Annotated in this window: 28 protein-coding genes; 23 read left to right on the forward strand and 5 right to left on the reverse strand. The window is 38.8% G+C overall.

Annotation, left to right across the window (positions count from 1 at the left end):
* Positions 1–83: 83 nt before the first annotated feature.
* The 4 genes from mce (at position 84) to AC6CHS_RS02305 (ending at position 4,728) form a co-directional block, all read left to right on the forward strand.
* Entirely contained in the window at positions 84–551 is a 468-nt protein-coding gene (gene mce / locus AC6CHS_RS02290) for a methylmalonyl-CoA epimerase (RefSeq protein WP_498233812.1), read from the forward strand.
* Positions 548–2,089: an acyl-CoA carboxylase subunit beta gene (locus tag AC6CHS_RS02295; RefSeq protein ID WP_498233813.1), complete on the forward strand. Its 1,542-nt coding sequence runs from the start codon at positions 548–550 to the stop codon at positions 2,087–2,089. The genes mce and AC6CHS_RS02295 overlap by 4 nt, the downstream gene beginning before the upstream one ends.
* A 23-nt stretch (positions 2,090–2,112) precedes the next feature.
* Complete coding sequence (locus tag AC6CHS_RS02300; protein WP_498233814.1) at positions 2,113–3,243, forward strand: M20/M25/M40 family metallo-hydrolase; 1,131 nt, start codon at positions 2,113–2,115, stop codon at positions 3,241–3,243.
* Between the two features lie 234 nt (positions 3,244–3,477).
* Positions 3,478–4,728 carry a DNA polymerase IV gene (locus tag AC6CHS_RS02305; protein ID WP_498233815.1) on the forward strand — a complete coding sequence of 417 codons (1,251 nt, stop codon included), beginning with the start codon at positions 3,478–3,480 and terminating at the stop codon, positions 4,726–4,728.
* A 42-nt stretch (positions 4,729–4,770) separates the two neighbouring features.
* Here AC6CHS_RS02305 and AC6CHS_RS02310 read toward each other — a convergent pair whose 3' ends face one another.
* From AC6CHS_RS02310 to AC6CHS_RS02325, 4 genes are read right to left on the reverse strand one after another with little or no spacing between them, the layout of a single operon-like run.
* Entirely contained in the window at positions 4,771–6,141 is a 1,371-nt protein-coding gene (locus AC6CHS_RS02310) for an aldehyde dehydrogenase (protein WP_498234546.1), read from the reverse strand.
* Positions 6,142–6,154: 13 nt separating this feature from the next.
* On the reverse strand, positions 6,155–7,081 hold the full coding sequence (rnz, locus tag AC6CHS_RS02315; RefSeq protein WP_498233816.1) for a ribonuclease Z: 927 nt from the start codon (positions 7,079–7,081) through the stop codon (positions 6,155–6,157).
* A gap of 18 nt (positions 7,082–7,099) precedes the next feature.
* Positions 7,100–8,113, reverse strand: a complete 1,014-nt coding sequence (gene namA / locus AC6CHS_RS02320; RefSeq protein WP_498233817.1) for an NADPH dehydrogenase NamA — start codon at positions 8,111–8,113, stop codon at positions 7,100–7,102.
* A gap of 26 nt (positions 8,114–8,139) precedes the next feature.
* Positions 8,140–8,871, reverse strand: a complete 732-nt coding sequence (locus tag AC6CHS_RS02325; RefSeq protein ID WP_498233818.1) for a glycerophosphodiester phosphodiesterase — start codon at positions 8,869–8,871, stop codon at positions 8,140–8,142.
* Between the two features lie 68 nt (positions 8,872–8,939).
* Here AC6CHS_RS02325 and AC6CHS_RS02330 point away from each other — a divergent pair, with 68 nt between their 5' ends.
* The 4 genes from AC6CHS_RS02330 (at position 8,940) to AC6CHS_RS02345 (ending at position 12,772) form a co-directional block, all read left to right on the forward strand.
* Positions 8,940–10,577 (forward strand): M20/M25/M40 family metallo-hydrolase, encoded by a 1,638-nt coding sequence (locus AC6CHS_RS02330; RefSeq protein WP_498233819.1) that lies wholly within the window; start codon positions 8,940–8,942, stop codon positions 10,575–10,577.
* A 99-nt stretch (positions 10,578–10,676) separates the two neighbouring features.
* Positions 10,677–11,651 carry an MBL fold metallo-hydrolase gene (locus tag AC6CHS_RS02335; RefSeq protein WP_498233821.1) on the forward strand — a complete coding sequence of 325 codons (975 nt, stop codon included), beginning with the start codon at positions 10,677–10,679 and terminating at the stop codon, positions 11,649–11,651.
* Positions 11,626–12,423 carry an SDR family NAD(P)-dependent oxidoreductase gene (locus tag AC6CHS_RS02340; RefSeq protein ID WP_498233823.1) on the forward strand — a complete coding sequence of 266 codons (798 nt, stop codon included), beginning with the start codon at positions 11,626–11,628 and terminating at the stop codon, positions 12,421–12,423. The genes AC6CHS_RS02335 and AC6CHS_RS02340 overlap by 26 nt, the downstream gene beginning before the upstream one ends.
* 25 nt (positions 12,424–12,448) lie before the next feature.
* On the forward strand, positions 12,449–12,772 hold the full coding sequence (locus tag AC6CHS_RS02345) for an iron-sulfur cluster biosynthesis family protein (protein ID WP_498233825.1): 324 nt from the start codon (positions 12,449–12,451) through the stop codon (positions 12,770–12,772).
* 449 nt (positions 12,773–13,221) lie between these two features.
* Here the strand turns inward: AC6CHS_RS02345 and AC6CHS_RS02350 are convergent, their stop codons facing one another.
* Entirely contained in the window at positions 13,222–14,136 is a 915-nt protein-coding gene (locus AC6CHS_RS02350) for an aldo/keto reductase (RefSeq protein WP_498233826.1), read from the reverse strand.
* 190 nt (positions 14,137–14,326) lie between these two features.
* Here AC6CHS_RS02350 and AC6CHS_RS02355 point away from each other — a divergent pair, with 190 nt between their 5' ends.
* From AC6CHS_RS02355 to AC6CHS_RS02425, 15 genes are all read left to right on the forward strand, one after another.
* On the forward strand, positions 14,327–14,869 hold the full coding sequence (locus tag AC6CHS_RS02355) for an NUDIX hydrolase (RefSeq protein ID WP_498233828.1): 543 nt from the start codon (positions 14,327–14,329) through the stop codon (positions 14,867–14,869).
* A gap of 2 nt (positions 14,870–14,871) precedes the next feature.
* Positions 14,872–16,047, forward strand: a complete 1,176-nt coding sequence (locus AC6CHS_RS02360; protein WP_498233829.1) for an endonuclease Q family protein — start codon at positions 14,872–14,874, stop codon at positions 16,045–16,047.
* Between the two features lie 94 nt (positions 16,048–16,141).
* Complete coding sequence (gene spoIIM, locus AC6CHS_RS02365; RefSeq protein WP_106896867.1) at positions 16,142–16,780, forward strand: stage II sporulation protein M; 639 nt, start codon at positions 16,142–16,144, stop codon at positions 16,778–16,780.
* Between the two features lie 111 nt (positions 16,781–16,891).
* Complete coding sequence (fur, locus tag AC6CHS_RS02370) at positions 16,892–17,350, forward strand: ferric iron uptake transcriptional regulator (RefSeq protein WP_379549911.1); 459 nt, start codon at positions 16,892–16,894, stop codon at positions 17,348–17,350.
* A 192-nt stretch (positions 17,351–17,542) separates the two neighbouring features.
* Positions 17,543–17,749: a YqzK family protein gene (locus AC6CHS_RS02375; protein WP_036572728.1), complete on the forward strand. Its 207-nt coding sequence runs from the start codon at positions 17,543–17,545 to the stop codon at positions 17,747–17,749.
* A 4-nt stretch (positions 17,750–17,753) separates the two neighbouring features.
* Positions 17,754–18,647, forward strand: a complete 894-nt coding sequence (xerD, locus tag AC6CHS_RS02380) for a site-specific tyrosine recombinase XerD (RefSeq protein WP_498233832.1) — start codon at positions 17,754–17,756, stop codon at positions 18,645–18,647.
* Between the two features lie 117 nt (positions 18,648–18,764).
* Positions 18,765–19,946: a phosphopentomutase gene (gene deoB / locus AC6CHS_RS02385; protein ID WP_498233834.1), complete on the forward strand. Its 1,182-nt coding sequence runs from the start codon at positions 18,765–18,767 to the stop codon at positions 19,944–19,946.
* Positions 19,947–19,958: 12 nt separating this feature from the next.
* Entirely contained in the window at positions 19,959–20,783 is an 825-nt protein-coding gene (locus AC6CHS_RS02390; protein ID WP_498233836.1) for a purine-nucleoside phosphorylase, read from the forward strand.
* Between the two features lie 15 nt (positions 20,784–20,798).
* Positions 20,799–22,103 (forward strand): pyrimidine-nucleoside phosphorylase, encoded by a 1,305-nt coding sequence (locus AC6CHS_RS02395; protein WP_498233838.1) that lies wholly within the window; start codon positions 20,799–20,801, stop codon positions 22,101–22,103.
* Positions 22,104–22,307: 204 nt separating this feature from the next.
* On the forward strand, positions 22,308–23,483 hold the full coding sequence (locus AC6CHS_RS02400) for a D-alanyl-D-alanine carboxypeptidase family protein (RefSeq protein WP_498233839.1): 1,176 nt from the start codon (positions 22,308–22,310) through the stop codon (positions 23,481–23,483).
* Between the two features lie 106 nt (positions 23,484–23,589).
* Positions 23,590–23,943: an anti-sigma F factor antagonist gene (spoIIAA, locus tag AC6CHS_RS02405; RefSeq protein ID WP_036572737.1), complete on the forward strand. Its 354-nt coding sequence runs from the start codon at positions 23,590–23,592 to the stop codon at positions 23,941–23,943.
* Complete coding sequence (gene spoIIAB / locus AC6CHS_RS02410; RefSeq protein WP_498233841.1) at positions 23,940–24,380, forward strand: anti-sigma F factor; 441 nt, start codon at positions 23,940–23,942, stop codon at positions 24,378–24,380. Before spoIIAA ends, spoIIAB begins: the two co-directional genes overlap by 4 nt.
* A 13-nt stretch (positions 24,381–24,393) precedes the next feature.
* Positions 24,394–25,155 (forward strand): RNA polymerase sporulation sigma factor SigF, encoded by a 762-nt coding sequence (sigF, locus tag AC6CHS_RS02415; protein ID WP_498233843.1) that lies wholly within the window; start codon positions 24,394–24,396, stop codon positions 25,153–25,155.
* Positions 25,156–25,404: 249 nt separating this feature from the next.
* A complete protein-coding gene (locus AC6CHS_RS02420) occupies positions 25,405–26,013 on the forward strand; it encodes a stage V sporulation protein AA (RefSeq protein ID WP_498234547.1) in 609 nt (202 codons plus the stop codon).
* Positions 25,991–26,419, forward strand: a complete 429-nt coding sequence (locus AC6CHS_RS02425; RefSeq protein ID WP_498233845.1) for a stage V sporulation protein AB — start codon at positions 25,991–25,993, stop codon at positions 26,417–26,419. The genes AC6CHS_RS02420 and AC6CHS_RS02425 overlap by 23 nt, the downstream gene beginning before the upstream one ends.
* The last annotated feature ends 16 nt before the right edge of the window (positions 26,420–26,435 follow it).

Here is a 26,435-nt window from a genome sequence, read left to right on the forward strand (position 1 = left end):
CCTCCAATAATTTGAAGCATATTAATCTTCTTATAGTAGAGAAACTTTTTATTAAGAAGCTGAAATAGGAGGGAGAAGATTTTATGGACTTTTGTGCGAGAACAAAAGCTACAGCTGACAACAGTACTATGTCTCTTCCACCAAGGATTTCTCATATTGCAATTGCAGTAAGAGATCTGGATAGAGCATTGCCCTTTTATACAGAAGTCTTAGGATTACGAGTTGAGAGCAAAGAAGAAGTACTCTCTGAAGGGGTTAGAATTGTTCACTTAAAAGCTGAAAATATTTTGATAGAATTATTGGAGCCAAGCCATACAAATTCCCCTTTGCAATCATATTTAAACAAATATGGTGAAGGCCTTCACCACATTGCCTTTGAAACAAACGACATAGAAAAAGTACTTATAGACTTAAAAGCAAAAAATCTGCCAATAGTCAATGAAGGTGTGAAAAAGGGCGCTAGGAACAGTGATATCTTATTTATCCATCCAGGTGCTACAAATGGTACATTAGTCGAATTCTGCGAGTATAGAGGGCGTAGAGAACAATGACCCCATCCAAGTACATAAAAGAGCTAGCTAGCAAACGAGAACAAGTGGAAACAGGTGGAGGAGAAAAGCGAACTTCTAAGCAACATTCTAAAGGGAAGTGGACGGCGAGAGAACGTCTGACCTATTTACTTGATCCGGGTAGTTTTATAGAAATCCAACCTTTTTTAACAGAACGAAAACATAGCAATAATCTAGAATCTTTAAATGGAGATGGGGTTGTTGGTGGCTTTGGTAAGATAGCTGGAAAGGCCGTATATGTTTATGCGCAAGATTTTACAGTATTAGGTGGATCTCTAGGTGAAATGCATGGGAAAAAGATAGCAACAATTCTTGACCTTGCTGGTAAAAATCGTCTTCCTATTATTGGTTTAATTGATTCTGGTGGGGCACGTATTCAAGAAGGGGTTTCCTCATTAGATGGATATGGTCAGATTTTTTACCGAAACGTCCTTTATTCTGGTGTTATACCCCAGATTTCTGTCATAATGGGACCAAGTGCGGGTGGGGCAGTTTATTCTCCCGCATTGACAGACTTTGTCATCATGGTAGAAAAAATCTCTCAGATGTTTGTGACAGGACCTAAGGTAATGCAGGAGGTTACAGGAGAGCAAATCACGGCCGAAGAACTGGGCGGCTCTTTTATACACAGCCAAAAAAGTGGGAATGCCCATCTCACAAAACCAACAGAATGGGAAGCGTTGGACGCGGTTAAGGAACTTTTAATGTTTCTACCTGAGCAAAACCAACAAAAGACAAAGCCATTACCCATTAGTGAAGAAAATCATGAGCGACCAAGATTACTCGAATTGGTTCCCTCTGATAGCAAGACAGCCTATGACGTAAGGCGAATAGTTGAGCAAATAGTAGATGCGGATTCTTTTATGGAGATTCATGACAAATTTGCAAAGAATATTGTAGTAGGTTTTGCTAGGGTGCATGGAATAGCTATTGGATTGGTTTGTAACCAGCCGAAGTATAAAGCCGGGGGACTGGACATCGATGCTAGTGATAAAGCAGCGCGATTTATACGTTTTTGTGATTGCTTTCATATTCCCCTCATTACTTTAGAAGATGTTACGGGTTTCTTACCGGGGGTAAAGCAAGAGCACGAGGGAATTATTCGGCATGGAGCAAAAATTGCCTATGCCTATGCAGAGGCAACTGTTCCTAAAATCACGGTAATTTTACGTAAAGCATATGGTGGTGCTTTTGTCGCCCTTAATAGTAAATCGCTCGGTGCTGATGTAGTCTACGCTTGGCCGCAGGCTGAAATTGCTGTCATGGGCCCAGAAGGTGCAGTGAGTGTTTTAAACAGTGATGAAATAAAGAAAGCCCAAAACCCAGAGAAAGCTAGAGAAGAGAAGATAGCCGTTTATCGAGAAAAGCACGCTAATCCTTATACGGCTGCTGCCTTAGGGATGATCGATGATGTGATTTTTCCAGAGAAAACGCGCATTAAACTTATTCAAGCTTTGGAAATGATGTATAATAAACAAGTGGAACGACCAGAGAAAAAACATGGTAACATGCCATTATAGTAACTATTGGAGGACTAAAATCTATGACTACAGTAAACCAGGAAAGATTAATCAACGAATTTTTTGAACTTGTCCAAATTGACTCAGAAACAAAATATGAAACAGAAATTGCAGCGGTACTGAAGCGAAAATTTACAGACCTTGGCGTTGAGGTAGTGGAAGATAATGCATCAGAAGTGACTGGCCATGGAGCTGGAAATCTTATTTGCACCTTAAAGGGAACGAAGTCAGGAGTAGATCCAATTTATTTCACTTCTCATATGGATACAGTAGTACCAGGTAAGGGAATTAAGCCTTCAATTGAAGGTGACTATATTGTTTCGGATGGAACAACAATCCTTGGAGCTGACGATAAAGCAGGCTTAGCGGCAATGCTAGAGGCAATCCGTGTACTTAAAGAGAACAATACAGAACATGGGGATATTCAATTTATTATTACTGTTGGTGAAGAATCAGGACTAGTGGGTGCAAAAGCATTGAACCCAGAACATATTAATGCGAAGTATGGCTATGCATTGGATAGTAATGGGGATGTAGGAGATATTATCGTCGCTGCCCCTACCCAAGCGAAGGTTTTCGCCGTTATAAAAGGAAAAACAGCTCATGCAGGTGTAGCGCCTGAAAAAGGAATTTCCGCTATTACATTAGCAGCAAAGGCTATTGCTAAAATGCCTTTAGGACGAATTGATGAGGAAACTACTGCTAATATTGGTCGCTTTGAAGGTGGCAAGCAGACTAATATTGTCGTAGATCATGTGGAAATCCTTGCTGAGGCGAGATCTCTTGTACCAGAGAAAATGGAAGCACAAGTTGCCAAGATGAAAGAAGCATTCGAAAAAACGGCACAGGAACTTGGTGGTTCAGCTGATGTTCAGATTAACGTTATGTATCCAGGGTTTAAACAAAAGGCAGGAGACCAGGTCGTTGAGGTAGCTCGTCGTGCAGCAAAGGCAGTAGGACGTGAAAGTAAGCTATTACAAAGCGGTGGTGGAAGTGATGCCAACGTAATAGCTGGTCATGGCGTCCCTACGGTTAACCTTGCTGTGGGATATGAAGAAATTCATACTACTAACGAACGTATCCCAGTAGCAGAACTTGTGAAGATAACAGAGCTTGTCGGATCTATTATAACGGAAGCAGCTAAAGAAGCGTAAAGGTATATTGAACAGCAATTTACTTTCGACAACCTCGTTTTATAACTCATACTGAGAAACCCTTTTGAGGTGAAGCCTTAAGAGGGTTTCTCTTTGGATGGTTCATTTGGAGGATCTGGGTCATGCCGGTGTTGACCCAGGACGGGTCGTTTTTAGCCGGCGTTCTTTAGTATGGGCGCTCTCCGCTTTTCTTGTGTTATAATTGTTATAGATAATAATAAAGGGTGTATGAAATTGACAGCAAACAATCCTCACAAAGGACGGGTTATTTTCCATATAGATATGAACTGTTTTTATGCCTCTGTGGAAGCTGCTTACAACCCTGATTTAAAAGGTAAAGCCTTGGCTATTGCGGGTAATCCGGAGGAACGGAAAGGGATTGTTGTGACAAGCAGTTATGAGGCCCGTGCAAAAGGTGTTAAAACGACCATGACAATTTGGCAGGCAAAAAGGAATTGCCCTGAACTCATTGTGATGCGTCCAAACTTTGAACGGTACCGTGCAGCATCAAAAGCGCTATTCCGTATTCTATCAGAGATCACGCCAGATGTTCAGCCTGTTTCCATTGATGAAGGGTATATGGATATAACCCATGTAACCAGTGATCTTACGCCATTACAAATAGCCGATTCATTACAAAAAAGAGTACTTGATGAATTAGACTTACCCTGTAGTATTGGGATTGCACCTAATAAATTTCTAGCCAAAATGGCCTCCGATATGAAAAAACCATTAGGCATAACGGTTTTAAGGAAAAGGGAGCTGGCTTCAACACTTTGGCCACTTCCCATAGGGGAAATGTATGGTGTGGGGGAAAAGACAGCAACGAAATTGATTGAAAAAGGAATAAAGACTATTGGTGATCTGGCAAATTATAATACGTATGAATTAAAGCAAGTACTCGGTATAAATGGGGAACGACTTAAAAACAGAGCAAATGGAATAGATAACAGACCAGTTGATCCAGATGCCGTTTTTGAATTTAAAAGCATTGGAAGCTCACAAACCTTACCTTATGATACTGTTGATGAACAGGAAGTAAGAAGGCTACTTGCGATTCTTTCAGAGAACGTGGAGCGCAGAATGAAAAGAAAGAATGCAGCAGGGCAGAGTATACAATTAATGATAAGATACCAAGATCGTAAAACGATTACACGGAGCAAGAAGCTTTATCGGTATATTGATACAAAAGATGAAATTATGTATGAAGCAGAAGAACTTTTCCATAAACATTGGAATCAAGAGCCTGTTAGATTACTCGGCATCACGCTTCAAGATGTGGAAGTGAAAAAGAATATTGCAAAGCAATTAGACCTGTTTACGTATGAGAAAGAGGCAGGAAAAGAAAAGCTTTATGAAGCAATAGAAGGATTATCAGAGAAGTATGGCAAGGATGTATTTAAAAAACTAGAAGCGGTTAAAGAAGAAGATCAACCAAGAACTAGTTTTCAAAAAGATTTTCTTGATGACTATAAAAAAGAATAGCTCCCATTTTTCGCTAGATGAAAAATTGGGAGCTTTTTGGTGTTACTTCATAATTCGCTTGATTACAGCCTTGCCCAGTTTGCTTCCAGGATAACGGAAAGGCACATCAAATTTAGTTGATTGCTTTAGAATACTTTTTTGGTGGGAAAATGTCTTAAAGCTAGATTGACCATGGTACTGTCCCATTCCACTATTGCCAACACCACCGAATGGAAGATGAGGGTTTGCTAAATGAAAGATCGTATCATTAATGCTTCCACCACCAAAAGAAAGATATTGAATGACCTGCTCTTGTGTCTTAATATTTTCTCCAAAATAATAAAGTGCCAGTGGCTTTTCCTGCTTACTAATCATTTCCACAGCTTCTTCTACATTTGTAAAAGATAGAACCGGCAAAACAGGTCCGAATATTTCCTCCTGCATTACGCTGTCGTCCCATGAAATTTTATCAAGAATAGTTGGTTCGATCATAAGTGATTGTTTTTCTGCATTGCCCCCATGAAGCAGGGTACCATCTGTTAGATATCCTAAAATTCGATCGAAATGTCTTTCATTAATGATTTTAGTATAATCAGGATTATTTAAAGGTTCTTTTCCATAAAAAGACTTAATATATTTTTTCATTGCTTTCAATAGCTTAAATTTCACTTTTTCATGAACATATACATAATCTGGAGCTACACAAGTTTGGCCAGCATTTGTAAATTTACCCCACACTATACGTTTGGCAGCCAAGTTGATATTAGCATCCTTATCAACAATGGCAGGACTCTTACCACCTAGTTCAAGTGTGACCGGGGTAAGATATTTGCTGGCTTGCTTCATCACAATTCTTCCAACATCTGTGCTACCAGTAAAGAAAATGTAATCAAAACGCTGGCGTAGCAGTTCTTGATTCGTTTCTTTTTCACCTTCAATAACCGTAATATAGGAAGGGTCAAATGTACGTTTTATCATACTTGCCAATAAAGAGGAAGTTGCTCTAGCGTGCTCCGAAGGTTTTATTACCACGCAATTTCCCGCAGCAATAGCACCAATTGCCGGAGCGAGGGCTAGTTGGAGTGGGTAGTTCCATGGCGAAATAATTAAGCTAACGCCATAGGGCTCGTGCACAATGTAGTTTTTGGTTCCCTTATGAGTAATAGGAGCAGTGACTTTCGTTGGCTCCATCCAATTCATTAAATTTTTTAAAGTAAAGTCGATTTCCGAGTAAAGAAAACCAATCTCAGTAGTATAGGCTTCGTGTTCAGATTTGTTCAAATCTGATCGCAAGGCATGATATATATCTTTTTCATGCTTCTTAAGCATCCTTTTCAAGCTTTCTAATGATGCTTTACGAGTCTGATAGTCTCTTGTATTTCCATTTTGATAAAAAGCCCGCTGTTCTTCTACGATTTGTTTGATTGTAGTGATGTTGATCTCCCCCTTATGAATGTGCAGTGATGTCTAGTTTGAAGAAGTCCGTAGCAAGTTTTGTATTGGAAAATATTTGCTTTGCTTCTTGGAGTAAGCGATCGTTATCTTCTCCTTGGTAACGAGAGGAAATATGTGTCAGCACCAATTTCCCAACATTAGCTTGTCTTGCGGCTTCGGCTGCTTGTGTAGTAGTAGAATGGAAATAGTCCCATGCCATCTGTTCCTTTTCCCTTTCAAAGGTAGCTTCATGCACAAGAACATCCGCATCTTTTATGAATTCATGGTGTGTTGCCAGAGCACGCGTATCCCCAAGTATAGCTAGAACTCTTCCTGGTTTGTTTGGCCCAATAAAATCTTCACTTACTAGCCGCTGTCCGTCAGCGATATCCACAAAGGGGCTCTCTTTTATTTGGCGATAGATGGGACCAGGCTGAACGCCTTGTTCTTTTAGCCGCTCTACAAGTAGTTCTCCTGGTCGGTCCTTTTCTTCAATGCGATAACCATAACTAGTTATACCGTGATCGAGCTGTTTTGCAAACACGGTAAACTGATCGTCTTCATAGATTTTACCTTCAGTAATTTCCTGGATGTCGATAGGATAACGTAAATGGGTGCCACTAACTTTTAAAGAAGTAGAAACAAAATTCTTTAATCCTTCTGGTCCGTATAAGGTGACTTTTTCTTCGCCTCCTTGAAAAGATCTGCTGCTTAAAAGTCCTGGTAAACCGAATAAGTGGTCGCCATGTAGATGGGTAATAAAGATTTTATTAATCTTTCTAGGCTTAATCGAGGTATTTAGTATTTGATGTTGGGTTGCTTCACCACAATCAAATAGCCAAACACTGTTTTGCTCTTGTAAGAGAGTTAAGGCTATGGACGTTACATTCCGTTCCTTTGAGGGAACACCTGCGCCAGTCCCAAGAAAAACGAGTTCCATAATTTATTCCTCCATGATTTACCAGCCACGCTCATATTGTTTAGGGGCAGATAGTTTTTCGTTTAATTCAGTAGCTGCCGTTCTTGGCCAATACGGATCTCTCAACAATGCTCTTGCCAGGAAGATTAGATCGGCACGTTCATTCTGTATAATTTCCTCAGCCTGCACGCCTGTAGTAATGAGACCTACAGCGCCTGTTGAGATGTTTGCTTCTTTTCTGATCATCTCACAGCGTGGAAGCTGATAGCCTGGATAGGCAGAGATAGATGCTGGCACAACACCACCAGAGCTGCAATCAATCAACTCAATTCCTTGTTCGCGCATTCTACGAGAAAAATAGACAAAATCATCCAAACTATTTCCGCCCTCTGCGTATTCATCGGTAGATATCCGTACAAACAACGGACCATCCCACGCTTGTTTTACTGCTGAAATAATTTCCTCGAGTAAACGGTAGCGATTTTCTCTACTACCGCCATAGGAATCTTCACGTTTATTTGTTAATGGAGAAAGAAATTGATTAATTAAATAACCATGAGCTGCGTGTATTTCTATAATGTCAAAGTTTGCCTGTTTTGCTCTTTTGCTTGCAGCTTTAAACGCTTCGATCGTTTCCTTGATATCTTCTACAGTCATTTGTTGAGGTGTTTTATAGGAATCGTTGAAGGCTAGGGCAGACGGAGCAAAGATGTTGGAATCTAATTGTGCTTTTCTACCAGCATGAGCCAGCTGTATAGCTGTTTTGGAACCAAAATGATGAATCTGATGGTTTAAATCTGTAAGCCCTTCTACATGATCATCATCCCAAATACCTAGGTCCTGAGAAGAAATGCGACCTTCTGGTTGAACAGCTGTTGCTTCAAGCATGATTAATCCAACCTGGCCAACAGCCCGGGAAGTATAATGTGTTACATGGAAAGGAGTAACCTTGCCATCTTCTTCGTTACAGGAGTACATACACATTGGTGCCATTACAATTCTGTTTTTTAAGGTTACGTTTTTAAAGTTAATTGGTGAAAATAGTTTAGCCATGTTTTCTTCCTCCCGTTATAAAAAGATCAGGTGAATAATCTACGATAATCCTTAGCGACATCTGGCACATCAGTAAAAATCGCATCGCATTCCTGGTTGAAACAGCGTATTAAGTGTGACGGTTTGTTCACGGTATAGACACGAACATTCAGGTGATGCTGTCTGCTTTTCTCCATTAATCGAGAATTTAGTAAGCGATACTTGATATGGATTGAGGAAGCGCCAAGATTTTTAGCATACTTAGTGAAATATTTCATTCGTTTTGAATTTAAAAAAGCGATATCGACCTTACTAGTAAGCTCATGCAACCTCTTTACGCTCTTTGGATTAAAGGTAGATAGTGTGGTACGATTTAATAACTGATAGTTGGTTAATAAATCTAGTACAATCTTTTCTAAGTCCTTATAATCTATTTTATTATTTTTTAGTTCAATATTTAAATGTAACGGTTTATCTTGGACCCATTGTAGGAAGTTTTCTAATGAAACAATCTTTGTTCCAATGAATTTAGTGGAGAACCAAGAACCCATATCGAGATTGATTAATTGTTCATAGGTTAAGTCCTTAACGTAGCCTTTTCCATCGGAGGTCCGCTTTACGTTTTCATCATGAATTAATACAGGTACTTTATCCTTTGTTAACTGAACATCTGTTTCGATACCATCAGCGCCAAGCTCAAGCGCTAGTTCAAAGGCTGGCATCGTGTTTTCTGGTGCGTATTTACTTGCACCTCGATGCGCAATAATTTTTGTTTGCAATAGTTTCACCTCTATATTAATTGTGTTTTATTTTAGGGCAAAAGTCAATTTAGACAGGGGGATTTAAATTGAAAAAGTGGCAAACGAAAGAAGAGTTAACGGATTTACTTTGCTCCATAGTACAATATCAAAGTATAACTGGTTCAACTGCGGAAATTGCAATTGCGGAATATCTTTATCACATCCTATCCCAAAAGGAATACTTTCAAAAGAACGCATCTTCTTTGAATCTTCATCCATTAGAAGATGGAAGGAGGCTGTTAACAGCACTTGTGAAAGGAAAGCAAAAGAAAAAAGACACGGTTATCCTGCTGAGCCACTTTGATGTGGTTGGTGTTGAAGATTATGGCTCTCTTAGAAATTTAGCCTTTCATCCTAAGGAACTGACAAAGGAACTCTTCCAATCAAAGCATCAACTCCCTGAGAATGTTAGAAAGGATCTAGAAGCAGGGGATTGGCTGTTTGGAAGAGGGACGATGGATATGAAGGCGGGGTTGGCGCTTCAACTAGCAATGCTAGAACGAGCAATTGAAGGGGAGTTTGATGGGAACGTGTTACTACTTTCTGTACCTGATGAGGAAGTGAATTCTAGTGGTATGCTTACAGCACTTCCCGTGTTAAATCACTTAAAAGAAACCGAAGAAATAGAATACATTGCCTGCTTAAATAGTGAGCCTATGTTTAGCAAATACCCTGGAGATCCTGCTCATTATGTATACACGGGATCGATTGGAAAAGTGCTTCCTGGATTTTATTGTTATGGAAAAGAATCACATGTTGGGGAACCATTCGCAGGGATTAACCCCAATCTAATGATTAGTTTTTTATCACAGCAGATGGAATTAAATGAGGCATTTATTGAGCAAATAGAAGATGAAATCACGCCACCACCTGTGAGTTTAATGCATCGAGATTTAAAAGCGGAATATTCTGTGCAGACGCCTCAAGCTGCCATCGCAATGTATAACGTTCTTTATTTAAAACAAAGCTTTGAAGAATTAAACGGAAAGCTTCTGGATAGTGCTAATAAAGCTGTAAAGCAAATTGAAGCATATGTAAAAAAGAAAGCAGAGCATTTTGCAACAGTAGCAAAGGACTTTACCATGCCTGCTTCAAAGGTAAGTGTATTTATGTATGAGGAATTATACCAAGAGGCTGTTAAAAGGTATGGCCAAGAAGAAATAAACCGCCGGCAAAACCTGTTAAGCAGTCAACGGGAACAGGGAGACCGTGACTTTTCCACGTTATTAGTTCAGGAATTAGCAGCCATGTGTAATGACTTAGCTCCAATGATCGTGTTGTTCTACAGTCCGCCATTTTATCCTGCTGTGTCTTCACACCATGACCCGTATATACAATATGTTATGGCTGATATAAAAAAGTTTACAAAAGAAAATTATGGTATTGATTTAGTTAATTCAGAGTTTTTCACTGGTTTGTCCGATTTGAGCTTTGTAGGTCCTGTTACCTCTAATAGCAGAATAAAGCAGCTTACAGCAAACATGCCGCTTCAGCATAATGGTTTTGTCTTTCCTGAGGAAATGATGGAGCAATTAAAAATGCCAATTCTGAATATTGGGCCATTGGGGAGGGATCCTCACCAGTGGACTGAAAGGCTAGAGTTAAATTATAGCTTTCATTCTTTACCTACTATTATTTCCAGAGCCATACAACAGTTGCTGGAAAGTTCCCCGAAAAGACAATAAGCTAAAAATAGTGTAGAATAGCAATAATGAATGGCTATTCATTATTGCTGAGTTCGGGAACGACACCGTACGCTATGCTTATCTTAAAGGGTGGAAATCATGAAAATTATTGACAATACATTATATCAAATCACTGTCCCAACTCCTTTTGCAGTTGGGGATGTACATGTTTATTTACTAAAAGGAGAAGTGTTGTCTCTTATTGACGCAGGAGTAAAGACAAAAGAAGCTTATGAAGCATTTCAAATACAATTAAAACAAATTGGCTATCATCCAAGGGATATTGAACAAATTATATTGACGCATCATCATCCAGATCACACTGGATTGATTGAGGCATTTCCACGTGCTAGGGAAATAATGGCTAATCATCTTGTTGACCTGTGGTTAAGAAAAGACGAGCAATATTTTAATAGATATGAGGATTTCTTCAAAGAATATTTTATCCAATGTGATATTCCTGAACGTTTTCAGGGTATAGGAAAAAAGTTACGGTCCTTATTAAGCTATGCTGGAGAGGGCCATTTAACCAAAACTCTTGAAGAGGGGGATAGGCTGCCAGGACATCCTGATTGGCAGGTCCTTAACACGAAGGGCCATGCACAGAGCCATGTTTCTTTTTATAGAGAGTCTGATGGAATATTCATCGGCGGAGACCATTTATTGAAAAACATTTCTTCCAATCCTGTAGTTGAAGCCCCAATACATAAAGGGGAACGAAGAGCATCTCCCATGCTACAGTATAGGGATAGCCTTCAAAAGTGTGTATCTATCGAAATTAGTCAGGTTTTACCAGGTCATGGAGAGATCTTTTCGAATGTATCGGAGATCGTTCAGTCTCGTTTTAATAAACAGGAAAAACGTGCTGCTAATGTATTAGCTTTCCTTCAAACAGGTAAACAAACTGCTTTTCAACTATGTCAAAAAATATTCCCGATGCGTTATGAGAGCCAAATTGATTTGACTATGTCAGATATTATTGGCCAGCTCGACTATCTTAAAGCGGGTGGGCTTGTTAGCAAAAGTACAGAGGGGACGACGAAGTTTTATGAAGCAACGACGGCTGGAAAATAAAAAAGTAATTGTTACTGGCGCCTCAAGTGGAATTGGAGAAAGCATCGTATGGCATATCGCTGCAAGTGGAGGGGTACCACTTCTAATAGCACGTTCCACTGCTAAAATGAAGGAGCATTGTGATAAAATAAAACAAACTTTTAACATCGATTGTTATTACTATACTTGTGATTTATCGAATAAAAACGAAATGATGCGGACAGTGGACTTACTCTTACATGACCATCCTAATATAGATGGACTAATCAATAATGCTGGTTTTGGCAAATTTCAGCTTGTTGAAGAAATATCTATGCAGGACGTAGAAAGCATGTTTCAAGTTAATGTTATCTCTTTAATACACTTTACAAAAATGCTCCTCCCACATTTTCAGCAAAAGCAACAAGGGCATATCGTAAACATTGCCTCACAGGCAGGAAAAATATCTACTCCTAAATCGGCTGTCTACGCTGCAACGAAACATGCCGTTATTGGTTTTACTAATAGTTTGCGTATGGAAACTGCAAAAGATCACATTTTTGTTACAGCAGTAAATTTAGGACCTGTAGATACAAACTTTTTTACTCAGGCAGATCCTAAAGGGTCGTATAAGAAAAATGTTGGCCGTTATATACTAGACCCTAATTGTGTTGCAAACAAAGTTACGCGAAACCTGTTCAAGCAGAAAAGGGAAATTAATATGCCTGGTTGGATGGAAGCAGGGAGCAGACTGTACCATGTTTTTCCAGGTATGATGGAAAAACTCCTTGAAACGCAATTTAATAAAAAATAAACAAAGATCAAATGGAGGGAATAGTATGGAACTTCATATCACCCCAGGTGCAAAAGAGGAACTGGAAAAAAGAAATGTAAATCAAAATCGTTATGTTGTTCTCTGGTATGACACAGAGGGATGTGGTTGTGGTGTAAATGGCGTACCTACAATAAGATTTACTAATGGCTATACAAATGACTATTTTGAGATAGAAAGTGACAGCTTCCCTGTTTTAATACAAGAGCACCAAAAAGTATTTTTTGCTGAATCAATGAAGCTTGATGTAATAAATGGCATGCTTCGTTTATCGAGTCCTGAAGGAATCCTAAATCCATTTATCGCACCACAAAGTATATGTGAAATATAAAGAGTCTGGGACATAAGAAAACTAAACAAGAAAAAACCGTACATTCAAACGGAGTATTGCAGAAAAAGTTCGAACACTTCCGGATAGTACCTAATTTTTTTGTATCTGAATCACACTTTAGCGAAGGAAAAATGCGGAGACTCCTTGAAAATGCATTCGCATTTTCTGCGTGCGATGAAATGCTGCCGAAACCTTACTTGTCCAGTGGAAACAACACGAGTCCGAAGGCCCCGCAAGTAAAGGAACAAAGGCTAAGAGCGCCACGTCCTGTGGCAACCCCTTCGTGACCAACATCCTGTTAGCCCAAGGCCGTGCCCACGGAAAGCGGAGTATTTTCCAGAGCGGTAATTAAGCAGTTTTTTATTATTGTTCGCGTTTTAAAAGGGCTGGGACGTTATGTCTCAGCCCCTAATTTATACAATAGAAAGATAAAAGCTGTGTGCTTATAGTTACCGATGATTTTCATACCGAATTGGTTTTACATCATGCTGAATTTCCAAATAAGTTTCATTTGAAAGTTCTTCTAATGAGAATCCAGTGCTAGCCTTTAGTTGTTCTATAGAACTTGAGCCAAATACTGCACTGGCAACAGCTGGGTGTTTGAGTACATATTGTAGAGCAAGTTCTTGCAGGCCACCTTTAAATGTGAGATTGGATAGTCTCTCATAGTATTTCTGTAAGTCATCGTAGGAGTGGGTGAGGTACCCTTCACTTCCTTTCGCCTCAATCTTTTGTTTAGCCTGATTACTCAACATTCCTTTGGCTAATGGGCCTCTTGCAAGTACACTGATTCCATTTGCGTGTAGTAGATCAAGTAGTTCCTCCTCGGGGCGGCGATCAAAGATACTATATTGCATCATAACAGCATCAATCGTTGAGTGTTTTACATACTCACGAATAACATTAGGACGTATAGAGGAAATTCCATAACTTCGTATGTAACCTTCTTCTTTCAAACGTTCAAATGCTTCAATTGATTCATCTATTGGGTCATCGAGCGTGCCACCATGCAACATATAGAAGTCAATATAATCTGTCTGTAGACGATGTAAACTGTCTTTTACCCCTTCCGTTATATGTTTAGCTGATGGGTCCCAGTGCCAGTCTTTTGTTTCTTTATTAAAATGATTTCCCACTTTTGTTGTGAGAACAACCTTATCTCGTTTTCCTTTAATTGCTTTTCCTACGATTTCTTCATTTGTACCAAAATCATATAGATCTGCCGTATCAAGATGTGTTATTCCTCTATCAAGTGCCATATTGATTATATTTTTTGCCTTTTTTTCATCTGTGCCAAGTGACATACAACCTAATGTGAGGGCAGAAATCATAATTCCCGATTTACCCAATTGATTTTCTCTCAAACGAATCATCCTCCTAATTTAGTACTATTCCCATTGTAAAAAGTACTTAAACGCAATACAACTATTTTGCGGTGGCCTTTATAATATCTTATACTAACAGAAGAAAGTTAATTGAATGCTTGTTATAAGGGAAATCATTTTAACGAAGTAGTGTTCCTGAAACGAAGAACAAAAGAAAGAAGGATTATATATGAAGAAGTTTGAAGAAAAAACAATAAACACAACTTCCATTTATGAAGGGAAAGTTGTTGATTTGCGGGTGGATGAAGTAAGTCTTCCAAATGGGAGAACAGCGAAAAGAGAATTAATTAAGCACCCAGGAGCAGTAGCAGTAATTCCAATTACAAAAGATAATAAAATTGTGTTAGTGGAACAATTTCGCAAGCCACTTGAAAAGTCACTGGTTGAAATCCCAGCTGGGAAAGTGGAAATTGGTGAAGCGCCCGAAGTTACTGCCAGACGTGAATTAGAGGAAGAAACAGGTTATACAACTAACGAGCTTTCATTCGTTACATCATTTTACACATCACCCGGTTTTGCAGATGAATTAATGCATATCTATATAACGGATGAGCTTGAGAAGATGGATACTCAACCCGAAAGTGACGAAGACGAGTTTGTTGAGGTCCTTGAACTGACATTAGATGAGGCGAAAGAGCTTGTCGAGCAAGAAAGAATTCATGATGCCAAAACAAATTATGCAATTCTTTACTTGCATGCATTGGGGAGATAATCATGCTATCAAATTATTTTGTTGATATGCATATTCATATTGGTAGAGATATGGATAATAGGCCAGTGAAAATAACTGGTGCAAAGTCGCTAACGTTAACGAACATTCTTATAGAAGCAAGCAGGAATAAGGGGATGGGCATGATTGGTGTGATTGATTGCCATGCCCCAGCGGTTCAGAGAGAAATCAACATGCTGATTAAATCTGGGGAAGCACGGGAATTAGAAGACGGTGGGATACAATTTGAAGGGGTTACTTTATTACTTGGATCAGAAATTGAAATATATGATGCTTCCAGTCAGGGACCTATTCATGTATTGTGTTTTCTTCCTAATCTTAAAAGCATGTCCGAGTTTACCGAATGGCTCGCACAGAGAATGACAAATATCAATTTAAGCTCACAACGCTACTATGGAACTGGAAAAGAATTACAATACAAGATTAAAGAGCTAGAAGGTATTTTCATTCCCGCGCACGTCTTTACCCCGTTTAAAAGCTTGTTCGGAAAAGGAGTTAGAAAATCGCTGACCGAGGTATTTGATTCAGATCTAATTGACGGGATTGAACTGGGACTTAGTTCTGACACCGAAATGGCGGATCAGCTTGCTGAACTACATGCCTATACTTTTTTAACAAACTCTGATGCACACTCCCTGGCTAAAATCGCTCGTGAATATCAAGTAGTACGAATGGAAAGCCCATCGTTTAAAGAGTTTCTATGGGCATTACACAATGTGAAAGGGCGGGCTATCTCTGCTAACTATGGTATGAACCCAGCACTGGGCAAGTACCATCTTACAGTTTGTAATGAGTGTAACCAACATACTCCCTCAAAATCGACACATTGTATTCACTGTGGTTCCAACAAAATAACAAAAGGTGTGGCAGATCGAATAAATGAACTAAGTAACGGTATACCGAATAAGCAGAACCGACCACCTTACTTTTATCAAGTACCGCTTGAATATATTCCTTACCTTGGAAAGAAAACGTATGAGAAGTTACTGAAGAGATTTGACAACGAAATGAATGTGATTCACCGCGCTCCATTAGAAGAAATGGAAGAGATCGTACAAGGGAAGATTGCCAAATCTATCATCCAAATGCGAGAGGGAAAATTAGGGATAAAAGCTGGTGGCGGGGGGAAGTATGGAAAGATAATTTCGGATGAGACATGATTTATAAGAAAGTAATAATAGTAAAGTTGGTATTTTTAACTGGAATTCTTCATAGTTTTTAGTATAGCAGTATCTCTTGAATGGAGGATTCGGAATGTATAAAAATAGAGCTATTATTACAGACCACCTAAAAGATCATGCCACCATCTACTTGTTTATGATTATCCTGTTTATGACAGGGATCGTATTTGGTGCCATTCTAGTTAATAGTATGAGTGTCGTTCAAAAACAGGATCTCATTTTTTATTTGGAACGTTTTTTCGGTCAGCTTCACAATCAGCAACTAACTGAAAATACAACGATCTTAAAAAATAGTTTCTTCTATCATGTGAAATATCTACTCTTACTATTTATACTTGGGTTGTCCGTAATCGGGCTTCCGATTGTATGGATCTTATTGTTTATTAAAGGCCTTGTCGTAGGATTTTCAGTTGGGTTTATCGTAAATCAACTAGGAATGGATGGCTTTTTACTAGCTACTTTTTCCATAGCACCACAAAATATTCTGATTATACCTATATATATTGTTGCGGGTAGTTTAGCAATGATCTTTTCTCTAAAATTGCTGGGAAAATTATTTACTCGTAAAGTATCGCAACCAGTCTTCCAGCCTTTTGGGAGATATGCTATGATATTTGGTTTTCTCTTGATCCTTTCATTCGCAGCAGCTTTATTAGAGACCTATGTATCGAATGAAGCGATGACATATATAGTCAAATCATTTTACCAATAATAAAACTTAAACTATAATAATTATAAATATAAAATAATAATCAAATTATATTTTGACACGTTCTAATTCGATGCCTATAATAAAGATGGGATACGAGGGAGGGAACCTGCCATGGAACATCGCATAGACCAAATAAAAAAACAGCTCCATGCACAGAGCTATAAGCTTACTCCACAACGGGAAGCCACGGTTAGGGTTTTGCTTGAAAGAGAAGAAGACCATCTGAGTGCAGAAGATATCTATTTACTGGTAAAGGAAAAAGCACCTGAGATCGGTTTGGCAACAGTTTATCGTACATTAGAGTTATTATCAGAACTAAAGATTGTAGATAAGATTAATTTTGGCGACGGTGTGTCTCGTTATGATCTAAGAAAAGAAGGCGCAGAACACTTCCATCACCATCTTGTTTGTATAGAATGCGGTTCAGTTGAAGAAATTGAAAATGACTTATTGGGTGATGTAGAAAAAATTGTTGAGCGAGACTGGGGATTTCAAGTAAAAGATCATCGATTGACTTTCCACGGCATATGTAGGAAATGTCATGAAGGAACCACTACATTGAAAAAATAGTCCTGTTGCCTTTTTTCAGCTGAAGAAAGGCATTTTTGATTTGCTAACTATAAGTAAGCATTTACAAAAGCTATTAAAAAGGGTAAATTGTAGGCAGTGTTCTTTTTAAAACTTCTATGTTTCTATGTATAATGTTAATCTTTTTTGGCATATCTTCTAATAATAGAAGGTAACAGAAGGGGAGTTATACATTTGAAACGATTAGTATGGGACACGTTAAAGGTTTTCATTATCTTTACTGCCTGCACCTGTTTATTTTATTTCGGGCTTAAAGCTATGCATACGGAGTATGAAGAATTCCATCGTTATGATCAACCGGATGGCCCTGCAGTAAAAGTGTTTCAACAAGAATCAAGTCTGCTAGACAGATTAAATCTATTTTTTCGCTTGGGGGAGTAATCGGATGCTGAAAGATGCTTTAGAGGATTATTATCATTTTTTACGCATAGAAAAAGGACTTTCAGATAACACATTGCAGTCGTATAATCGAGATCTTTCTCATTATCTATACTATACGGAAAAAGTACTAGAAAAAACGGATTGGAATCAAATAAGGCGCTCCGATATTGTTGGCTTCTTACATATTTTAAAGGATGATAATAAATCCTCTGCAACAATTGCCAGACATGTATCATCCATTAGATCCTTCCATCAATTCCTTGTTAGAGAACAATTGGTTAACCAGGATGCTAGTCTTAATATTGAAACGCCTAAGAAAGATCAGAAGCTTCCTGACATTTTGTCATTGAAGGATATTGAAACACTTCTACAAATTCCTGCTGCTTCCCCGTTGCATATTCGAAACAGAGCGATGTTTGAACTGCTTTATGCTACAGGGTTAAGGGTGAGTGAACTTCTTTCACTAAAAATTGGTGACTTGCATCTAACGATGGGTTTCGTCCAGTGTTTCGGAAAGGGATCGAAAGAACGGATCGTCCCACTAGGCAATGTGGCAATTAAAGCAATCGAGACCTATTTACACCAGGCAAGACCGACTCTAGTTAAAAATAAAAAGGACGACCAGTCTGTTTTTGTAAACCAACATGGTCGGCCACTGAGCAGACAGGGCTTCTGGAAAGTACTAAAAGCGTCTGCACAAACTGCAGGGATAAAGAAAAGTATTACACCACATACATTACGCCATTCCTTTGCAACCCATTTATTAGAGAATGGGGCAGATTTGCGTGTAGTGCAGGAAATGCTAGGACATGCTGACATTTCTACCACCCAAATTTACACACATGTTACAAAAGCTAGATTAAAAGATATTTATGATTCTTATCATCCCAGAGCTTAATTACAGTTTTAGTTGTCTGACATCCTACAAGTGGGTTGAATCACAAGTATACATAGCTAACGAAAATAAACATATAACAGCAGAAATATGGGAAGATAATGTACAGGAGGTATCAACATGGGAAAATTTAAACGTGTATTTTTAATCGTAATGGATTCAGTTGGGATTGGCGAGGCACCAGACGCTGAAAAATTTAATGACAAGGGTGCAGATACGCTCGGACATATCGCCGAGCATATGAATGGGCTTAAGATGCCGAATATGGGATCACTTGGATTAAGTAATATTAGAGAAATTAAAGGTATTAATAAGGCAGAAAAGCCGAAAGCCCACTATACGAAAATGCAGGAAGCGTCTAATGGAAAAGACACGATGACAGGGCACTGGGAGATTATGGGTCTACACATCGAGCAACCTTTCCGTACTTTCCCTGAAGGTTTTCCTGATGAACTAATTAATGAATTAGAAGAGAAATCTGGCCGTAAAATAATCGGTAACAAACCTGCATCGGGCACAGAAATCCTCGATGAACTTGGGCAAGAACATATGGACACAGGAGCTCTTATAGTTTATACATCTGCAGACTCGGTACTACAGATAGCCGCACACGAAGAGATTATTCCACTTGAAGAACAGTACCGTATATGTGAAATAGCCAGAGAGTTAACACTTGATGAAAAATATATGGTTGGCCGTGTGATAGCAAGACCGTTTATTGGTTCACCTGGTGCGTTCGAAAGAACCTCTAATCGCCATGATTATGCTCTTAAACCATTTGGACATACAGTGATGAACGAATTGCAGGATCAGAAATATGACGTAATTGCGATAGGGAAAATTTCGGATATTTATGATGGAGAAGGTGTCACTGAAGCGATTAGGACGACAGACAATGAAGATGGCATGACTAAAATAGTGGAAAGCATGGACAAAGATTTTACTGGCATCAGTTTTCTGAATTTGGTGGATTTTGATGCCAAGTTTGGCCACCGACGTGACCCCAAGGGGTATGGAAAGGCACTAGAAGCGTTTGATGCAAGGCTACCAGAAGTGTTAGGGAAAATGAAAGAAGATGACTTGCTATTGATTACAGCTGACCACGGGAACGATCCAGTCCATCATGGAACTGACCATACACGTGAATACGTGCCATTACTGGCTTATCACACCGGAATAACAGAAGCTACAGAACTCCCGGTAAGAAAGACATTTGCTGACATTGGTGCAACGATTGCAGCTAATTTTGAAGTGGCTACACTAGAACATGGTGAAAGCTTTTTAAAAGATATAAAAAATTAAGGGGATGACATGATGAATCATATGGAATTAAAAGAAGCTACAGCATTTATTCAAGATAAATTGGAAGCAAAGCCAACTCTAGGTTTAATCCTTGGGTCTGGTTTAGGTGTGTTGGGTGAAGAAATAGAAAACCCAGTGAATATACCCTATGAAGAGATTCCGCATTTCCCTGTGTCCACTGTTTCTGGTCATAAGGGCCAGCTTGTAGTTGGCACCTTAGAAGGGAAACAAGTTATTGCAATGCAAGGAAGATTTCATTACTACGAAGGCTATAGCATGACACAAGTAACCTTTCCTGTTCGTGTCATGAAACAACTTGGAATAGAGGCTGTGATTGTGACAAATGCTGCCGGAGGAGTAAATGAAACGTATAACCCTGGAGATCTAATGATTATCTCAGATCACCTTAATAATATGGGTGATAATCCACTAATCGGAAAGAATGATGATAGTTTAGGGGTACGTTTTCCGGATATGTCACAAGTTTATGATAGGGAATTTATTAAGTGTGCACTAGCATGTGCTAACGAATTAGGGCTATCAGTACGTCAAGGTGTATATGCTGGAAATACTGGTCCTTCCTATGAAACACCTGCTGAAGTTAAGATGCTACGTACGATAGGGGCAGATGCTGTTGGTATGTCTACCGTACCGGAAGTGATTGTTGCTGGTCATGCAGGGCTTCGTGTTTTAGGAATCTCATGTATCTCAAACATGGCAGCTGGTATATTGGATCAACCTTTGACCCATACAGAGGTAATCGAAACAACTGAAAAAGTAAGAGAAGACTTTTTACGGTTTGTGAAACAGATTGTTCAGACATTACCACTATCATAAAATGAGGTGATCAAAATGAGAATGTATGACATTATTGAAAAAAAACGAGATGGTCATGAACTTACAAAAGAAGAAATCTATTTCTTTATTGACGGGTATACCAATGGAGAAATTCCAGATTATCAAGCAAGTGCGTTGTTAATGGCGATATATTTTGAAGATATGACTGTGGAGGAACGTGCAAATCTAACTTCCGCTATGGTGGAATCAGGAGATCAAATAGATTTATCTGAGATTTCTGGCGTAAAGGTAGATAAGCATTCCACTGGTGGGGTTGGTGATACGACTACGCTTATCCTTGCACCATTGGTAGCTTCTGTTGGTGTACCAGTAGCAAAAATGAGTGGAAGAGGTCTCGGCCATACAGGAGGAACGATAGATAAGCTTGAAGCAGTCCCCGGTTTTCACGTGGAAATAAGCAACGAGAAGTTTATTGAACTTGTAAATCAAAATAAAGTTGCTGTAATCGGCCAGTCAGGGAATCTAACACCAGCTGATAAAAAGCTATATGGTTTACGCGATGTTACGGCAACCGTCAATTCCATACCTCTGATTGCAAGTTCTATCATGAGTAAAAAAATTGCATCAGGAGCAGATGCAATTGTGCTGGACGTTAAAACAGGCGCTGGGGCATTTATGAAAAACTTAGAAGATGCCCAAAAGCTTGCTGAAGCAATGGTGACAATAGGGAATCGAGTAGGTAGACAAACGATGGCAGTAATTTCTGATATGAGCCAACCGCTTGGGTATGCAATCGGCAACGCGCTTGAAATTAATGAAGCAATTGATACATTAAAGGGGCAAGGTCCCCAAGATTTAACCGAACTTTGTCTTACTTTAGGAAGTCAGATGGTTGTTTTAGCTAATAAGGCTGAAAATATGGAGGAAGCAAGAGAGAAATTAAAGGAAAGCATTGCAAATGGGAAAGCCTTTGAGCAATTTAAAACTTTTCTTGCTTCACAAGGTGGAGATGCATCTGTCGCAGATCATCCTGAAAACATGCCACAAGCAGAGTACAAGATAAAATTACCTAGTTTATCAGCCGGTACGGTTTCGAAAATCATTGCCGATGATATTGGTACTGCCGCAATGATGTTAGGAGCAGGTAGAGCAACAAAGGATTCGGAAATAGACCTTGCTGTTGGTATTGTTCTTCATAAGAAAATCGGTGATAGCGTAAAAGAGGGCGAAGCGTTACTAACAATTCATGCTAATCAGGAAAATGTTGATGAAGTCCGCGCTAAACTATATGATAGCATTGTAATAGCTAGTGAAAATGTACCTGCACCAACGTTAGTATATGATACTATAACAAAATAACTGTTTCTTAAGCAACATAGGAAGTAATTTCTCAAGAGCATGGCCTTGTACATAAGGCCATGCTCTTTTTTTCTAAATAGCTATCAACAAAAATACTCAGTCAATTTTCTGTAGTTTGTATCCGCAATCAAGGAAATGTTAGTGCGTATAAATACACTTATGATTGTCAATCCTAACTATATATTGATTGTTGGAGGGATAGCTATGAAAAAAATTGTACTACTAAGCATCGTGCTTTTATGTGTTTTTGCAATGACTATACCAGTAGCAGCAGAAGAAAAAAGTAGTGACAATAGCAAAGCAAACCTTGCTAAAGGTGCTGATTCAGCCATTTTATTAGAACGTGATACAGGAAAGCTTTTATTCGACAAAAACGCACATGAAAAGCTTCCTCCTGCGAGCATGACTAAAATTATGACATTACTTTTAATCATGGAGCAGTTAGAAAAGGGAAGCTTGAAATTAGATGAGACGGTTCGGGTAAGTGAGCGCGCTGCCTCCATGGGTGGATCACAAATTTTCCTGGAAGCGGGAGAGGAAATGACTGTAAATGATCTGCTGAAAGGAATAGCAATAGCCTCTGGAAACGATGCTAGTGTAGCCATGGCTGAAAGAGTTGCTGGCAGTGAAGAAGAATTTGTCAGCTTGATGAATAAAAAGGTGAAAGAATTAAAGCTAAAGGATACAAAATTTCAAAACACTACTGGTCTCCCTGCTGATGATCATTATAGTACAGCATACGATATGGCGATAATCGCAAAAGAATTACTAAAATACGAATCTATAACAAACTACACTTCTGTTTATGAGGACTACTTAAGAAAAGGTCAGGAAAATGAATTTTGGCTGGTTAATACAAATAAACTTGTTCGTTTTTATCCAGGTGTAGATGGACTTAAAACGGGCTTTACCAATGAGGCAAAATACTGCTTAACTGCGACTGCTGAGAAAGACGGAATGCGGGTTATTGCAGTAGTGATGGGAGCAAAAACAACGAAAGAACGAAACGCATCTGTATCTGAGATGCTTGATTATGCTTTCAATAAATTTCAAACGAACAAGCTTTTTGCAAAAGGAGATGTAATCACAACACTTCGACTGACTAAGGCTGAGAAAAAGCAGAATGAGGTGGTTGCTTCTGAATCCATTAGTACTCTGCATGCAAAAGGAGATTCAGTTGATAATATTACAACTGAGGTGAAAATGAAGCAAGACCTAGTCTTGCCTATAAAAAAAGGAGATCATGTTGGAACTTTAATCGTAAAGGATGGAGACAACGTGTTATCAGAATCACAACTAACCGTAAAAGAAACAATTGAAAAAGCAAGTTACTATACATTAATGAAAAGATCGTTGCAGAAATTGGTGAAGTTTGACTAATATCCACTGATTTAGTACCTTTCCTTCTTCTTTTGTCATCATGCAGGAATTATTGCAAGTAATGAAGAAAAAGAAGTACATGAAGGATAAATAAGGAGGAATACAGATGGGTCTTCAGGCAAACTTTGCAGTGAAAGAAGAAGTACTAATTGTTCGATTGTCCGGAGAGCTGGATCACCATGAGGCAGAAGGACTGCGTGATCAGTGGAAGGATACCATGTATACGAATCCGGTGAAGCACGTCATTCTAAATCTTGAAGATGTAAGCTTCATGGATAGTTCTGGACTTGGAGTTGTATTAGGTAGATATAAAGAGGTGTTACAGTTAGGCGGAGAAATGGTTGTCTGTTCTGTATCGCCACCTATTAAACGCCTATTCGAGATGTCTGGTTTGTTTAAAATCGTTCGATTAGAGGAGAACGAATCATTTGCCTTAATGACTTTGGGGGTGGCTTCATGAGAAATGAAATGTCTTTGGAATTTTCTAGCATTAGTGAGAACGAGGCTTTTGCGCGTGTTACGGTGGGCTCTTTTATAACACAAATTGATCCTACGATGGACGAATTAACTGAAATAAAGACAGTCGTTTCTGAGGCTGTCACAAATTCCATTATTCACGGGTACAATAATGATCCGAATCAAAAGATCTTTATTTCCTGTACCATCACAGAAGATGGGATAGAGTTGACGATAAAGGATGATGGCATTGGAATAGGCGATGTTGAGGAAGCGAGACAGCCACTGTATACTTCCAAACCAGATATGGAACGTTCTGGAATGGGATTTACCATTATCGAGAACTTTATGGACACAGTGGAAGTTATCTCCTTACCCGACAAAGGAACTACAGTTCATATGACAAAGCAGCTCGCCAAAACAAAGTCTGTTTGTAAATAGAGGTGGGGTGCCTATGAATGTAAATGTTGAGCGCCAGAAGCGGAAAGAAACACTAACAGATGATCAGGTTAAAGAATATATTAAACTTAGTCAGCAGGGTGATAAACTGGCTAGGGATATACTAGTTGAAAAGAACGTACGCTTAGTGTGGTCAGTTGTACAGCGTTTTATTAATCGTGGTTATGATCCAGATGATTTGTTTCAGATTGGTAGTATTGGTTTAATTAAATCAATTGATAAGTTTGACCTGTCCTATGATGTTCGCTTTTCTACCTATGCTGTGCCCATGATTATTGGAGAAATTCAACGTTTTATTCGCGATGATGGCAGTGTCAAAGTAAGCAGGTCTTTAAAGGAAACGGGTAATAAAATTCGTAGAAAAAAAGACGAGCTGACAAAAAAATTCGGTCGTTCACCTACTGTTAAAGAATTAGCAGAGGCTATGGAGCTCTCCCCGGAAGATATTGTCCATGCACAGGAAGCGGCAAAGTCACCTCATTCTATTCATGAAACCGTATTTGAAAATGATGGGGATCCAATTACCTTGCTTGATCAAATTGCTGATCAGGATACAAGGTGGTTTGACAGGATTAGCTTGCAAGAAGCTATTCGTTGTCTGAATGAAAGGGAGCGCCTAATTGTATACCTGCGTTACTACAAAGATCAAACACAGTCTGAAGTAGCTGAGCGGCTAGGAATCTCACAAGTACAAGTCTCGAGATTAGAGAAGAAAATTTTACATGATATGAAAGTAAACTTAGACTTTACTTCATGACAATATTTTTAAACAGGTTGCACAATAAGTAGTGCTAACGCTAATTCCGAACAACCATTCGTTTCTTATGAGGGTACTGAACCCCCCGGGAAGTAAGATTCGAGTGGTTGCTCGGTTTTTTTGTTCATATTACACGCCTCGATAAATTTACAGCAATATGCTTTTTTAAATTACCAATCATAAAAACCATTGTTCTGTAAATAATACATTATAAACGATTCTGGTAGAGGGTGATTAGCTGTGAGTGAGATGATTTACCTGAGAATGAAGAAGCACTTAGAAATTACGACACTAAAGGAATTAAAGCTAAAAGATATCGCTCATATTTCTGCACAACCAGTATGGAAGAAAAAGCTAGAATCCGTACCAATCTACCGTCTGTCCAAAAAGGACCAATCGATCGTAATAATTGATGGTTTTGTTATTATTGACCATTTAAGTCAACTGTTTGAAGATATGGAGTTTCAGTTAATTGGCCCGGAGCAAACGATCATCCGCATCCTTAAAAAAAGTAAGTCGCCTAACGTTTTATTTGCAACAGTAGTCTGGCTCATTCTGTTTATTGGTACCGCAATGACGTTAATGAATTTTCATTATGATGTAAGCATGCAGGAGGTACAACAGAAATTACATTTTCTATTAACAGGTAAGGAAAATGAATATCCTTTATGGATACAAATACCTTATTCTCTAGGATTAGGGTTAGGGATGCTACTGTTTTTTAATCACTGGTTTAACAGACGGTTTAACGAGGAACCAAGTCCGCTTGAGGTTGAAATTTATAAATATCAGCAAGACCTTGACAATTACGTCATTCAATATGAGAGCGAATTAAATGATCGTAAGCCTTTTGACTAATCTAATACAAGTAGTTATCGGACTATCAAGCGGAATGGCTGTAGGAGGAGGTTTTGTTGCCTTTCTTACTGTTTTAGGCGTTATACCAAGATTAATACAATTGAGTAAAACTGGAAAAATGTTAAAAGTATATATTGGTTGTGTTATCGCAGGAAGTTTGTTTGGAACCTATTTATCCTTTACATCGATAAACTGGGAGCAGCCTCTTTTATTCTTAGTCATTTGGGGGCTATTTCATGGAATATTTAATGGAATGCTAGCCGCAGCTCTAACTGAAGTCTTGAATGTATTCCCGATTTTATCTAAAAGGATCGGGATGGATGGCTATCTCTTGTGGATGCTAATGGCTATTTTATTTGGAAAAGTCGCAGGGTCACTTTTTCAATGGATTTATTTTGTAAAGTAATTCTGCTGGTGGAAGG

It is taken from the genome of Oceanobacillus sp. GQ8 (assembly GCF_059758495.1).